Origin of the sequence: Campylobacter sp. VBCF_01 NA2 (assembly GCF_027797205.1) — a bacterium.
Classification (GTDB): Bacteria; Campylobacterota; Campylobacteria; order Campylobacterales; family Campylobacteraceae; genus Campylobacter_B.
On the sequence record NZ_CP115607.1, the window covers coordinates 366,818 to 380,499 of the forward strand.

The 13,682-nt window shown below is 41.8% G+C and carries 16 protein-coding genes; 9 read left to right on the forward strand and 7 right to left on the reverse strand.

Features of this window, described 5'->3' with window-relative positions; translation table 11 throughout:
* The gene (mobB, locus tag PF027_RS02050; RefSeq protein WP_270877317.1) at positions 1-489 is read right to left on the reverse strand and encodes a molybdopterin-guanine dinucleotide biosynthesis protein B; all 489 of its coding nucleotides are present in this window, start codon (positions 487-489) and stop codon (positions 1-3) included.
* Positions 490-579: 90 nt separating this feature from the next.
* Here mobB and PF027_RS02055 point away from each other — a divergent pair, with 90 nt between their 5' ends.
* A complete protein-coding gene (locus PF027_RS02055) occupies positions 580-1,098 on the forward strand; it encodes a hypothetical protein (RefSeq protein WP_270877318.1) in 519 nt (172 codons plus the stop codon).
* Positions 1,099-1,169: 71 nt separating this feature from the next.
* Positions 1,170-2,051 (forward strand): KPN_02809 family neutral zinc metallopeptidase, encoded by an 882-nt coding sequence (gene ypfJ / locus PF027_RS02060; RefSeq protein ID WP_270868723.1) that lies wholly within the window; start codon positions 1,170-1,172, stop codon positions 2,049-2,051.
* Between the two features lie 68 nt (positions 2,052-2,119).
* On the opposite strand, the gene PF027_RS02065 is transcribed toward ypfJ, so the two are convergent.
* The 3 genes from PF027_RS02065 to gltX are packed head-to-tail and all read right to left on the reverse strand — an operon-like array spanning position 2,120 to position 5,356.
* Complete coding sequence (locus tag PF027_RS02065; protein ID WP_270877319.1) at positions 2,120-3,778, reverse strand: transglycosylase SLT domain-containing protein; 1,659 nt, start codon at positions 3,776-3,778, stop codon at positions 2,120-2,122.
* On the reverse strand, positions 3,775-4,062 hold the full coding sequence (locus PF027_RS02070; protein WP_270861996.1) for a YggT family protein: 288 nt from the start codon (positions 4,060-4,062) through the stop codon (positions 3,775-3,777). The genes PF027_RS02065 and PF027_RS02070 overlap by 4 nt, the downstream gene beginning before the upstream one ends.
* Positions 4,049-5,356 carry a glutamate--tRNA ligase gene (gltX, locus tag PF027_RS02075; protein WP_270861995.1) on the reverse strand — a complete coding sequence of 436 codons (1,308 nt, stop codon included), beginning with the start codon at positions 5,354-5,356 and terminating at the stop codon, positions 4,049-4,051. The genes PF027_RS02070 and gltX overlap by 14 nt, the downstream gene beginning before the upstream one ends.
* A gap of 124 nt (positions 5,357-5,480) precedes the next feature.
* Between gltX and mscL the strand changes: the two genes are divergently transcribed.
* The 6 genes from mscL to PF027_RS02105 all read left to right on the forward strand — a co-directional run bounded on the left by mscL (position 5,481) and on the right by PF027_RS02105 (position 10,918).
* Complete coding sequence (gene mscL, locus PF027_RS02080) at positions 5,481-5,879, forward strand: large-conductance mechanosensitive channel protein MscL (RefSeq protein WP_270858204.1); 399 nt, start codon at positions 5,481-5,483, stop codon at positions 5,877-5,879.
* Between the two features lies 1 nt (position 5,880).
* Positions 5,881-6,519: a Crp/Fnr family transcriptional regulator gene (locus PF027_RS02085; protein ID WP_270865135.1), complete on the forward strand. Its 639-nt coding sequence runs from the start codon at positions 5,881-5,883 to the stop codon at positions 6,517-6,519.
* 12 nt (positions 6,520-6,531) lie between these two features.
* Positions 6,532-7,656, forward strand: coding sequence for a metallophosphoesterase (locus tag PF027_RS02090; RefSeq protein ID WP_270877320.1), 1,125 nt, complete (start codon positions 6,532-6,534; stop codon positions 7,654-7,656).
* Positions 7,656-8,561: an archaetidylserine decarboxylase gene (gene asd / locus PF027_RS02095; RefSeq protein WP_270872278.1), complete on the forward strand. Its 906-nt coding sequence runs from the start codon at positions 7,656-7,658 to the stop codon at positions 8,559-8,561. The genes PF027_RS02090 and asd overlap by 1 nt, the downstream gene beginning before the upstream one ends.
* Positions 8,562-8,624: 63 nt before the next feature.
* Complete coding sequence (locus PF027_RS02100; protein ID WP_270872279.1) at positions 8,625-9,056, forward strand: type II secretion system protein; 432 nt, start codon at positions 8,625-8,627, stop codon at positions 9,054-9,056.
* Positions 9,044-10,918, forward strand: a complete 1,875-nt coding sequence (locus PF027_RS02105; RefSeq protein WP_442867888.1) for a primosomal protein N' — start codon at positions 9,044-9,046, stop codon at positions 10,916-10,918. Before PF027_RS02100 ends, PF027_RS02105 begins: the two co-directional genes overlap by 13 nt.
* Positions 10,919-10,920: 2 nt before the next feature.
* On the opposite strand, the gene PF027_RS02110 is transcribed toward PF027_RS02105, so the two are convergent.
* A complete protein-coding gene (locus tag PF027_RS02110; protein ID WP_270872281.1) occupies positions 10,921-11,364 on the reverse strand; it encodes a hypothetical protein in 444 nt (147 codons plus the stop codon).
* A gap of 10 nt (positions 11,365-11,374) precedes the next feature.
* Entirely contained in the window at positions 11,375-11,791 is a 417-nt protein-coding gene (ybeY, locus tag PF027_RS02115) for an rRNA maturation RNase YbeY (RefSeq protein ID WP_270877321.1), read from the reverse strand.
* 88 nt (positions 11,792-11,879) lie between these two features.
* Here ybeY and queC point away from each other — a divergent pair, with 88 nt between their 5' ends.
* Positions 11,880-12,524, forward strand: coding sequence for a 7-cyano-7-deazaguanine synthase QueC (queC, locus tag PF027_RS02120; RefSeq protein ID WP_270877385.1), 645 nt, complete (start codon positions 11,880-11,882; stop codon positions 12,522-12,524).
* 133 nt (positions 12,525-12,657) lie between these two features.
* On the opposite strand, the gene tsaD is transcribed toward queC, so the two are convergent.
* Positions 12,658-13,665, reverse strand: a complete 1,008-nt coding sequence (tsaD, locus tag PF027_RS02125) for a tRNA (adenosine(37)-N6)-threonylcarbamoyltransferase complex transferase subunit TsaD (RefSeq protein ID WP_270877322.1) — start codon at positions 13,663-13,665, stop codon at positions 12,658-12,660.
* Positions 13,666-13,682: the final 17 nt, after the last annotated feature.

Consider the following 13,682-nt stretch of genomic DNA (forward strand, 5'->3'; position numbering starts at 1 on the left):
TTAAACTTTTTTAGCATTATCAAGTATCCATTTTGCGATACTTTGCGCGTCGTTTATGTCGAAATTTACGGGGCAAGCTTTATCCATTTGCGCTCTTGGCAGATTTGTTGCAATGGCTTGCGAAAACGGCAAATATGCCTCGTCGATTTTGTCCCTAAATAGGCTGATTCGTGGCAGGGGCAGTGTTTTTAGACCCTCCACAATCAAAATATCAAAATCACCAAAACCAGCGATAATCTCGTCTAAATTTCGCATTTGTTTCAAAAAATATGTCGTGCGCGTAGGGCTTACAACCGCCACATCTGCGCCAACTTCGCTAAATTTTGCGCTATCTTTGCCCTCAGTGTCAAATTTGGCCTTGTCTTTGGGGTCGTGTTTGACGATAGCGACCTTTAAATTTTGCTCGATAAAAATTTGCGCTACCTTGCAAATTAGCGTCGTTTTGCCGGTGTTTGACGGACCTGAAAACGCAATGGCTAGTCTTTTCATCTCTCTCCCTTAAAAAACCTTGATTGTATCAAATTTAGCCTTTTAAAAAGCAAAATTTGATAATATACGCCAAAATTTAAAGGAAGAAAAATGCAAAATTTAACTATTTCAAAATTTGCGCGCACTCTGATTTTAGGGCTGTTTGCGCTAGGAATTTGCTCGTGCGCTAACAAAGAAAAAGTCCCTCACGACCCGGTCAAAAACGAGTTTATGGCATATACGCAAAAATTCGAAAGCGTTAAAGAGGGCGATAGATACCTGGGCGTGGCGACCTATCTAAACCCCACAATGCCTGAGATTCGCAACGAGCGCGAGGACGAGTTTTTCTTGCTAACCTCGTATCCAAAAGAGATCGAGATCAAAAATGTGCGTGTAAATGGAAGCGACGAAAATGTCAGCGTGGAGCTAATCGCCGATGAGAGCCCGCTAGCTAGCAAAGAGGTTTTTAAAATCGCGTGGTCTAATCGCTACAAAATCAGCGCGCCAAAAACGCAAAAAGATAATCTCGTGCTTAGCTTTACGACCTCAAACGACCTAAATGCGAGCGTGAAATTTCGCAAGGTCTCAAAGTCGATGTATTGGCACCCTAAGCTCAAACTCGATGATTAGAGTGGGCGCAAATTTTGCTAGAAATAAAATTTGTGATAAAATTTCAGAAATTCAAATTTGAAGGATAAAAAATGAAATGGCGTGGTGGAAATAAAAGCTCAAATATCGACGATATGAGGGCTAGTAGCGGTGGTGGCGGAGGCGGAGTAAATCTCGCGCTTTTGATTCCTGTGGTGAAATTTTTAGTAAAAACGAAATTTGGCAGAATCGTCCTAGCCCTTGGTGTGGTAGCGGCGTTTATGGGTTATAATCCGCTAAATTTGCTAAATTTCACCTCTGCTGGCGGTGGAGCTGCGGCTAGTAAATTTGAAAACAACGAAGCAGCGCAGGAAGCCAAGGATTTCGTCTCTACCGTTTTGCGCCAAACCGAAGATGTTTGGGGCGCGATTTTTGCGAAATACGGCGCGAAATACTCTGAGCCAAGACTGCTTTTATTCCACGGCGCGACAAGAAGCGGGTGCGGGTATGCTAGCTCGCAAGTTGGACCATTTTACTGCCCGGCTGATACTAGGATTTATTTGGATACGGATTTTTTCTCTGATTTGGCGAAAAAACACCACGCAGCGGGGGATTTTGCGCAAGGCTATGTCATCGCGCACGAAGTGGGACACCATGTGCAAAACCTGCTAGGAATTTTATCTAACGCCGATAAATTAAAGGCCAGAACAAACGAAGCTGGGGCAAACGCGATTCAGGTTAGAGTGGAGCTTCAAGCCGATTGTTTGGCGGGTATTTGGGGACATCATCAATACAAAATTTTAGAAGATGGCGACTTGGAAGAGGCGCTAAATGCCGCCACGATGATAGGCGATGATACCTTGCAAAAAAAGGCTCGTGGGTATGTGGTGCCGGATTCTTTCACGCACGGAAGTGGCGCACAAAGAAAAGAGTGGTTTTATAAAGGCTTTAAAAGCGGTTCGCTAGAAGCGTGCAAAAGCGGATTGGAAAGTTAGTGAATTTGGCGAAATTTTAAATTTCGCCAAATTTTGAATTTTAATAAATTCGCTAAATTTGGTTAAATTTAGCGAATTTTATCACTCTTGCTTGGGATTAAGAGCTTATCTAGCTCCTCACGCACGCTTACCTTTGAATTTGGGTTTAAAATATGCGAGTAAATCACATAATTTGCCAAAACCTTCTTGCCATAATCCCTGCTCTCAGCAAATGTTACTAGCTCCATTGACAAAAACGGCTCGTATTTTCCCCTCTTAAACAAATCCGCTCGTTTTAGAAGTTTGCTCGTAAATCCTAGTCCGCCATTGTATGCGTATGCGATAAAAACGGGGCTAAGTAGCTTGGTTTCGAGTGTGTCGATATGGATATTGGCGAATTTATAGGCGATTTTTGGATCAAACATCATATCTTGATCCCAGCCCTCGATACTGATTTGTTTTTTGGCGATATCGTTCGCTACAAATGGCATAAACTGCATCATACCAAGCGCATACGATGTCGAAACGGCGCTTGGGATAAAGCGTGATTCTTGGCGGCCAAGAGCTAAAATCAGTGCTTGGCGGTGCAAATCAGTAGTGCCGATATGCTCCATAAATGGCGTTAGATAGTAGTTATCGCGTCCGCCACTAGCCTTATTCATTATATACGCCCACTCGCCAAGGCTCTCTTTGGTGTCAAATTTCTTCGCAAACTCCAAAAGCTCTGCTTTGCCCATTTTATCGGCTTTGGCCTTGGTGCGAACCCAGTTAAATGGGTTTTTGATATCATAGTTTGAAATTTTATCGCGCGCTGGGGTTGGATTTATGATATTTAGGCTTTTATCACCCAAAATTTCCTTTGCATAGAGCGAATAGAGGCTATAATAGTTGCTTTTGGCAAGCTCGTGTAAGATATTTTCGTCTTTGCTTAGCAAATAGACCCAAAATTTCGCATTGTGCGAGTTATGCACGCTCTCTATCGTAGCTGCTGCGCGCCCAAAATACGCCAAAGCCTGCGCCTCATCGCCATAAGTTAGAGCATTTACGCCGAGCAAAAACGCGATTTCTTTATCCACTTTTTGCGGATCAATTCCTAGCATAGATTGGCGCAAATTTGGATATTTGCGCTTGATTACAGCATCTTCAAGCACGCTTTTAAAGCCAGAGAGTTGCGCCATATCTGTGATAAAAGCGGGGCTTGCGTTTATGTTTAGCAAGCTCTCATCGCCCTTGAATTGATAATATGAAAAATAATTTTGCGCATGACCGTTATCTTTAAAATACTGCGCCGGCGAGCCTGAATTGAAGCCTTTTAGCAAATTTATCGCACTCATCGCGCCCAAATTTCCACTATTTTCAAATTTGCTAATTAATGCCGAGCGAGTTTTGGGGCTTAGCTTTGCCACAAACGCTGGATAGCTTCTTGCTTTTTGGCAGGTTAAATTCGCATCTAGTATATTCGCGCTCGTTACACCTGCGCATTTATCTGGCTTTGGCAAAGCCTTAAACGCGCCTAAAATTTTATCAAGTTCCTTTTTTATCTTGCCACGATAGCGGTAAATTCCAGCCTTTCTAAGGGCTTTTAGCTCGTTTTTATCGTATTTGGTTTCTGTGGCTAGGCGATAAATATAATAATCTTTTGCCAGAGATTTTGGTTCGTTTTTTATTTCGTTATAACTTTTGACCTCTGCTATGGCAAAATTTGCGCAAAGTGCCACCGCTAGGCTAAATTTAAATAAAATTTTCAAAAAACACTCCTTTGTAAGGCATAAATTATCGCATTATCAATCACGCTAAGACCGATTAAAATCACAAGCGGGGCGAAATCAAACCCGCCAAGAGTGGTTGGGATATAGCGTCGCACGAGCGCAAAAGTCGGAGTTGTGAGCTTGTAGATGATTTGGACAAATTTGTTAAACGGATTTGGGCGTATGAAGCTAAGCACGCAGGCGACAAACACAAGCAAAATGTAGGCTTGTATGGCGTAGTGCAGAGTGATTAAAACGCCGTAAATTAGGCTATTTGCTAGCATTTAGGATTTCCTTGATTGATGATTTTATGAGCGGGTAAAGTTCATTTAGCTCTGGTCCGTGAGGCGCGCCTGTAAGAAGCAATCTAAGTGGCATAAAAAATGCCTTGCCTTTGAGAGCGGTTTTTTCCATAAGGATTGTTTTTAACTCGTTAAATTCGGCTGGAATTTGGGCTAAATTTAAAATTTCATTTCGCAAAATTTCAGCGTTTTGGCTAAATTCGCTTGGAATTTCTTTTTGGCTAAAAATTGCGTTTATTTTCGCTTTGATTTCTGGAATTAGGCTGGATTCTTGGGTGTAAAATTTCACTAACTCTACCTTGCTCTCATCTACGCCAAAAAGCTCGCAAATGCGCTTAGCACTCGCTCTTTTGATATGTTCGCGGTTGATAAATGCGAGCTTGTCTATGTCAAATTTCGCCGGAGCCTTTGAAATTTTAGCGATATCGAAAAACTCCACCGCTTCTTCGATACTAAATACCTCGCACGGGGTTTTATTTCCAAGCAAAACCAAATAATTCGCAATCGCCTCAGGCAAAAATCCAGTATCTAGCATCCATTTTACGCTACTTGCGTCGTCGCGTTTGGACATTTTCTTGCCATCAGGCCCCAAAATAATCGGCAAATGCGCATACGAAATCTCGTCTGTATATCCCAAACACTCCCTAATCCAGTTTTGTTTCGGGGTGTTGCTGACATGATCCTCGCCCCTGATTACGAAGGTAACGCCTTCTAGCATATCATCAGTGGCGCAAGCGAAGTTGTATGTCGGGGTCTTATCTGCGCGCATGATGACGAAACTATCGATATTTTCGGGCTCGAAGCTAATCTCGCCTTTGATAGCGTCTGTGAATTTCAAAACTCTGGTTGGTTTTTTAAGTCTAATTGTAAATGGCTTTGGATTGTCTATGACCTCAGCGTCACTTAAATGCTCGCAAGTCCCGTCGTAGCGATACGCTACGCCCTTTTCTTTGGCTTTTTCTTTTTTCTCTGCTAGTTCTTCTTCGCTACAAAAGCAGCAAAACGCCTTGCCTTCTTGGAGCAGTTTAGCGGCGAATTCTTGGTGAAATTTTAAATTTTTGCTTTGATAATACAGCGTTTGCCATTTGATACCAAAAAGGGTTAAAATTTCCATTATATCTTTGTCTTTGCCCTCGATATTGCGGGCAGTATCGGTATCCTCGATACGCAAAATAAATCCACTTTTATCTTGAAGCGAGCGGATATAGTTAAAAATCGCGGCGCGTAAGTTTCCAATGTGCATATCGCCTGTGGGTGATGGCGCAAATCTATACATAAATTTTCCTTTTCTTTATTAAATTTCAAAATTCGCCATTATACTTTTTTCTACCTAATAAAAAGCAAAAAGTAAGCAAAATTAGGTTATTATCTATCCTTTTATTTCCCAAAGGAGGCTTTTAATGAGCTTTATTCAAGAATTCAAAGAATTCGCAATGAAAGGCAATGTCATCGATATGGCAGTGGGTGTGGTCATCGGTGGAGCCTTTGGCAAGATCGTAACTTCACTAGTAGGTGATGTCATTATGCCAATCGTCGGAGTTATCACAGGTGGTATGAATTTTACCGATTTAAAAATCGTTTTAAAAGAGGCTGTGGGCGAAACACCAGCCGTGACGATAAATTACGGCTCATTTATCCAAACAGCGGTTGATTTTATCATTATCGCATTTTGTATTTTTTGCGCGATTAAGGCGATCAACAAGCTTAAAAAAGAAAAACCAGCCGAGCCTGAGGCGCCAGCTGAGCCTAGCGAAGATATCAAACTTCTAAGCGAAATCAGGGATTTACTAAAAAAATAATATGGAAATTTTGAAATTTATCCCTTTTTTTAAGGGGCTTGATGAGGCCAAAATCGAGCGATTAGCGCAGATTAGTAGCAAAAAGGCTTTTAAAAAGGGAGAAATTTTATTTTATGAGGGCGATACAAGCTCTCATTTAATCATCTTGCTTAAAGGCACAATCGAGATTTACAAAACAGCCCCTAGTGGCAAGGAAATCTATATCCACGAAATTCGCCCGATGTCTTTCGTGGCTGAGGCTGTAAATTTCGAAAATATCCCCTATCCAGCCAGCGCGCGCTTTGCTAGCGGTGGCGAGGTTTTAAAAATAGATTATGAAAAATTTGTCGAAGAGTTTTTGAGTGAGCCTGAGATTTGCATTAGCATTATAAAATCAATTTCGGCGAAGTTAAGGGCGCTAGAATTTGCGTTTGAAAACAGCGTCGTGCTACCTAGCGAGGCAAAAATATCAAAGTTTATCATCGAAAATTTTGATATTTTTACCAGCTCAAAACACATTAAAATCGCCAAAATTTTAAATATCACCCCCGAGACATTTTCTCGCACGATTACGAAATTTAAAAAATCTGGCGCGCTTTTGGTCGATAAAGATGGCGAAATTTCGGGCTTCGATAGAGAAAAATTAGAAAAATTTATCTGATTTGGAGTAAGAGTGAAAATCCCATATATTTTTCCGATTGTAGCCACGACACTCTTTGTTTTTTTGAATTTATACATTTACAAATCAATCTCAGCTAGGTTTGAAATTTATGATAAATTCAAAAAAATAAAGCCGTTTTTGATAGTTTTTTGCCTATTTTTGGTGATTTTCGAGGGTATGTTTTTTACTAGAAGCGTTTTTGCCGGCGCACTAAAAGATGAAATTTTATACAAAATTTGCGTCGTTTGCGTGGCTAGTAGCTTTTCGCTTTTCTTTTTGTGCCTAGCCTATGATATTTTAAATGTGAGTGCAAAATTTGCCAAATTTAGCGAGAGCAGGCGCAGATTTATTAAAATTTGCGTAGATGTAACCTTTGTGATAATGGCGTTTAGCTACCTTTTTAAGGGCTTTTACAATGCGCTTAAAATTCCAAAAATAAATGAAGTGGATATAAAAATCAAAAATTTGAGCCAAAATTTAAATTTAGCCGTGGTGAGCGACATACACTTGGGCGAGTTTTTGAAAAAAGATTTTTTGCAGACTATCGTAGCGCAGATAAACGCTACCAGCCACGATGCTGTGTGTATCGTGGGCGATATGTTTGATTTGCGTTCTCACGAGCTAGGCGATATTTTGGAGCCTTTGCGCGAACTAAAAAAGCCTGTGTTTTTCGTAACTGGAAATCACGAGTATTACAGAGGCGCAAAGGGGCTAATCGAGGCTTTGGAGCGCGAGGGCGTGAGGGTTTTGCAAAACGAGAGCGTGGAGTTTATGGGGATAAATCTGCTTGGCACGCACGATTTAAGCGGTGTGAGATTTAATGAATTAGAGCCAAATTTCAGGGCAGCCCTAAAAATGGCAGATCCAAATAAACCTAAAATTTTACTCGCTCATCAGCCAAAATTTATAAATTTATATGTAAAAGATGAGGTGGATTTGTGTATTTGCGGACATACGCACGGCGGGCAAATTTTCCCATTTAGCCTGCTTGTAGCACTCGATCAAAAATATGTCCATGGGCTATATAATGACGGAGCGAAGCAAATTTATGTGAGCAGTGGGGCTGGATTTTGGGGGCCTCCGATGAGGATTTTTGCCGACGCAGAAATCGCGCTACTAAGACTAAGGAGAGAGTGATGAAAAAGCTAATTTCACGCTGTTTTGGGGCTGTGGCTGGGGTAAAATTTCCGCGCCCTGTGCAAAAGTTTATAAATCAAAAATACATTGACGCTTTTGAGATTGATATGAGCGAATTTTTAGGCGCAGGTGATTACGATAGCCTAAATGCGCTATTTACGAGGCGTTTGGTGAGGGAGCGTGAAATTTGCGCCGAGCCTAGTGCGTTTTTGAGCCCGAGCGACGGAGTGATTTTTGAGTGTGGGCGCACGAGCGATTTTAGCGCGTTTAGCATAAAGGGGCATAAATACGATATTTGGGAGCTTTTGGGGCTTAAATCTTGGGCTGGGGATTTGCAAAAGCAAAATTCAGAAATTTTTATTAGTTTGCTAAATTTAGATGATATGAAAACTTCCAGAGATTTTAAAATGTCGGCGGATTTGACATACGCAAACATCTATCTAAGCCCAAAAGACTATCATCACTATCACGCTCCATGCGATCTTAGCGTCATTGGTGCGCTATATATCCCGGGCGAGCTTCACAGTGTGGCAAAAAAATATCTGCTAAAAGTGCCAAATCTCTACGCCAAAAATGAACGCGTGGTACTGCTGTGTAAAATGAGTAATGGCGGGCTTTTGTGGCTGGTTTTTGTAGGGGCGCTAAATGTAGGCAAGATGAAATTTGACTTTGATAGCAGGATTCAAACTAATGCTAAGGCTAACGATAAGGCTAGGGAAATTTTGAATTTTGATTATAATAAATTCGATTATGGCGAGGGCGTGAGCTTTAAAAAGGGCGAACATATCGGGAATTTCGAGCTTGGCTCTACGATAGTGATGATTGCCGAGGAGGAATTTTTGGGGTTTGAAATTTCGCAGGGGCAGAGAGTAAAATTTGCGCAAAAAATCGCTAGCTTAAAATAATTTAAAGCTAGCTTAATTTTATTTTGGCTATACTTAAATCTATTTTAAATCAAAGGATTTAATATGAAAAACGCATTTACTATGATTGAGTTGATTTTTGTTATCGTCGTTCTTGGCATTTTAGCAGGTGTTGCTGTGCCTAGACTAGCTATGACCAGAGATGATGCTACGGTCGCAAAAATGAGAGGCGATTTGGCTTCGATTAGAAGTGGAATTTCGCTAAAAAGAGGCGAAGAGCAATTAAAAGGCAAGAGCGCATGGCCTGATTTAAACAGCAGCGGCTCTGATATGTTTGGTAATGTTTTGCAAAATGACCTAACTGCAAGCACTGGCAAAAACGGCTGGAAAGTTAAAACACGAAATAAAACTTATGAAGCGTGTGTAGCTGGCAACTGCGTTGATTTTACATATTATCAAACAGCAGACGCTACTCACAAGGCTGGCACATTTGATTGTGACCACTCAAAACCAACTTGCAAAGCATTAGCAGAATAAGCTTGTATTACTATGAAATCGCGGTTTTAGGGGCAAGACTAAAACCGCTTACCTATTTTTCAAATTCACAAATTTCACCATACCAAATAGTCCAAATTTCCGTAAAAAACGCCCAAAAACGCGGTGTAGTTTTGCGAGAAGTGCCAAAACCCGAGTTTTGCACGAAAGAAATCGGCGAAATTTTGCCCCTAAATTTCACGCCGTTTCAGGTGGAGTTGGCGCAGTTTATTTCGCATTTTTATATCTGCGAAATCGGCGTGGCGTTTGGGGTTTTTGAGCCAAATTCGAGCATAAATTGCGCGCCTTGCGAAAAGCCAAATTTCACAAAAACGCCAAATTTGACCCCGGAGCAGACAAAAGCTCTAAATTTTGCCAAACAAAACGCCGTTTCGCTGATTTTTGGCGATACGGGAAGCGGCAAAAGCGAGGTTTATATCTCGCTCATAACAGAAATTTTAAACTCTGGCAAACAAGCACTATTTTTAATGCCAGAAATTTCGCTCACACCGCAAATGACGAAGCGCTTGCAAGGGTATTTCGGCGAGGCTCTTGGCGTGTGGCACTCCAAAATCACCCCCGCTAAAAAACGCCAAATTTTAGCCGATTTTTTCGCAGGCAAAATTCGCCTTATCGCAGGCGCGCGCTCGGCGCTGTTTTTGCCGTTTCATAGCCTTGGCGCAATCATTGTCGATGAGGAGCACGATGATAGCTACAAATCAGCCTCCGCTCCACGCATAAATGCCCGAGATCTCGCGATTTTTGCCGCGCACAAATGTGGCGTTAAAACCGTGCTTGGCTCAGCCACACCCTCGCTTACGAGCTTTGCGAAACAGCCAAATTTCAGGCTCAAAGGCACATATTATGCCACGCACAAACGCTACATTTACGACGAGAGCGAAACTTCCCTCACTCCCAAAATAAAAAAAGAAATCAGCGCAAGTCTAGGCGCAAATCGCCAAGTGGTGGTGTTTTTGCCCACACGCGCAAATTTCAAATATATGGTTTGCAAAAGTTGTGGCGAGATTATCAAATGCCCGTTTTGCTCGGTGGGTATGAGCTATCACGAAAAGGAAAAGGCGCTAAAATGCCATTATTGCGGATACAGCGCGTTTTACAAACAGCCTTGTGCTAAATGTGGCAAAAGCGTAAGTGAGGCCAAAAAAATGGGCACTAGCGAGCTTTTAAAGGAGTTAAAAGCAAATTTCCCTGAGGCAAAAATCGCTAAATTTGACCGCGATGAGATTACGACCCAAAGAAAGCTAGAAACTCTACTAAACGACTTTAACGCCCATAAAATCGACATTTTGGTAGGCACACAAATGCTTAGCAAGGGGCATGATTACCATGGCGTGGATTTGGCGGTGATTATGGGGATTGATGAGCATTTGAACTACCCTGATTTTAGGGCGCGCGAAAAGACCCTAGCCCTTGGCATGCAAGTAGCAGGTAGAGCCGGCAGAAAGGGCGAAGGCAGGGTCGTGATACAGACTCTGCAAAGGGCGTTTTTCGAGGATTTTTTGCAGGATTATGACGCGTTTTTAGAAGAAGAAAGCGAGGATCGAGATCCGCTATATCCGCCATACACTAGGCTTTTGCGTGTTTTAATCTCGCATAAAAACGAGGCAGAGGCGGCTAAAATTTGCGCTAGCGGGCTTGAAATTTTACACGGCGCGCTAAAAGCCAAAAAACTAAATGGTTTGCAAATCATAGGGCATGGCAAGGCTGGAATTGCGCTGATTGCGGGCAAATTTCGCTACGAAATACTGCTTCGAGCTACCACACACACACCACTTTTAAAGGCTGGCGCACTTCTAGCACATTTGCCCGTTGAGATCGATATGGATCCTGTTAGTTTTGTTTAAAATTAAAAATCTTTAAATCTACGAAATTTTCTTTTAATCACAATTTCTGTGATGTTTTGGTCTGATAAATTTTGATATTCATCGAAATTTATCATTTTTATTTTTCCATTTTCTTTTAAGAAAAAATTCCAACATCCATTTGGTTTTTCTTTTGTAGAAAATATACATGAAATATCTTTTAAAAGCCCACCCGTGCCGTCATTTGTTCCGATAAATAAAATTTGTTCGCTACTAGAAAAATTTTCTGAAATTTCTTCTAAATTTAATTTTTTAGAAAATTCATAATTTTCTTCTAAAAAATATGCAACTCTATCGCCTTTCGATAATTCAGCATGCACAAGAAGCCTATCCAAGCCAGTTGTAAGGCGAGTATCAAATCCTATAAAAAAAATGAAAACTAAGAAAATCGCCAAAAATATGTTTAAAATTTTTCTTTTTCTACTCAAAATTTATCCTTTATTCCAGCGTTCGCACGATTAGGCTTTTTGGAAGCCCAAATTTAGCGATGATTTCGCACTCTTTTTCGCGCATTTCCCCATTATCGATTTCGTGATCAAAACCCAAAATATGCAAAAGTCCATGTGTGAATAAAAGCGCGATTTCATCGTTATTGCAGTGCGAAAATTCTAACGCTTTTTGCTCTACTAAATCCAAATTTATCACAACAGAGCCTATCGGGGCAGTATTCGCACCACCTGGCACAATTTCGAGCGGAAAACTAAGCACATCGGTGGTTTTATCGACCCCGCGCGCGCTTTTGTTGATTTCGCGCATTTCTTCGCTTCGCACGAAGAGTAGCTCGACCGCACCCGCGCTAAGCGTGGCTAAAATTTCGTCCAAAATTTTTGGGTAATTTTCTTCACAAAGTATCAATTTCAAGCCCTTTAAATCAAAATTTGCCTATAATTCTACCAAAAAAGGATTAAATTTGAAAAAAGCTTTATGTATCATCAGTGGCGGTATGGATAGCGCGACTTGCGCGTATATCGCCAAAAATTCAGGCTATGAGGTCGTTGGAGTGCATTTTGATTATGCTCAGCGCACGCAGGATAAAGAGCGCGAGTGTTTCGAGAGAATTTGCGATGATTTGGGCGTTACGAGGCGATACACGCTGGATGCTAGATTTATCGCGCAAATCGGCGCAAACTCGCTTACAGATACGAGCCTTAGCGTGCGAAAGGGCGCAAACATCGACAAATCCGAGATCCCAAACACCTATGTGCCGTTTCGAAACGGCGTGTTTTTGAGTATCGCGGGCGCGCTTGCCGAGCGTGAGGGGTGTGATGCGATTTTCATCGGCGTGGTGCAGGAGGATAGCAGCGGATATCCTGATTGCACGGCGGAATTTATCGCAAAAATGCAAAGCGCGATAAATGCGGGCACTTCGCCGAATTTTAGCGTGGAGATTAAAACGCCTTTGGTGCATTTAAACAAGGGCGAGATTGTGGCGCGTGCGCTTGAAAACGGCGTAAATTTGGGGCTTACTTGGAGCTGTTACACAAACTCGCACAAGGCTTGTGGCGTGTGTGATAGCTGTCAATTGCGCCTAAATGGCTTTGCAAAAGCCGGCGTAAAAGATCCAATCGAGTATGAAATCGAAATTTAAAATTCTTTGCTCTAAATTTGCTGTCATTGCGAGAAAACGAAGTTTTCGAAGCAATCCAGTAAAATTTAAATTTAAAATTCAATCCAAATTTAACATTGAACGATTTTTTAAATTTTAGGCGAAATTTTAAATTTCACTCAAATGCGGAGTTTAAATTTAGGCTTGGGATAATTTGCAAATTTTGCGGTGCGATAAAGCTTTGTTTGCGGTATTTCTCTAAACCTGCGCGCGCTATCATCGCGGCGTTATCCGAGCAAAATTTCAGTGGCGCAAATAAAAGTTCGCACTCGTGCGCGTCGCATAAATTTGCCAAATTTTGGCGCAAATACAGATTCGCACTAGCCCCGCCCACGACGCCAAAACGCCTAAATTTGCGCTCATCAAAGACCCGCGAGAGTTTATCCATGATATGCTCGCAAGCACTTTTTTGAAACGCATAAGCGATATCGCACTTATCTTGTTCGCTTAAATCGCCATTTGCCTTAATTTTTTCGATTTGCACTCGAACGGCATTTTTAAGGCCTGAGAAGCTGTATTCTAAGCGTTTATCGCCTTTTAAAGGCACTGGAAAGTTAAATTTAGGCGTGCCATTTTTGGCTAAATTTTCGATTATCGCGCCACCTGGATAGCCAAGTCCTAGCATTTTAGCGCACTTGTCAAATGTTTCGCCAAAGCTATCATCGCTGGTGCTTGCAAGCACGCTGATTGCGCCATTTGCGTCAATATCAAGAATCATCGTGTGCCCGCCACTTACTAGCAAAACCCCAAGCGGAAATTCTGCTTCTTTGTCCAAAAATAGCGAATAAATATGCCCGATTAGGTGATTTACGCCAATTAGTGGCAAATTTAGCGCAAGGCTAAGAGTTTTTGCCATATTCACGCCCCCTATCAAACTCACGCTAAGGCCCGGTGCGTGCGTTACGGCGACGGCTTTAAGAGAGCCAAAAAAGGGCTTTGCGCGCTCTAAAATGCGAGGCAGTGCTTCTGTGTGAAGACGCGCAGCTAGTTCTGGCACGACACCGCCGTATTTGGAGTGTTCGAGTTCTTGGGAGATTTTTTCGTAAAACTCTAATGCGAAATTCGAGCTGTTTAGCACAGCAATCGAGCTGTCATCACAGCTACTTTCAATGGCTAAAATCATTATTTTCCTTTAAATTT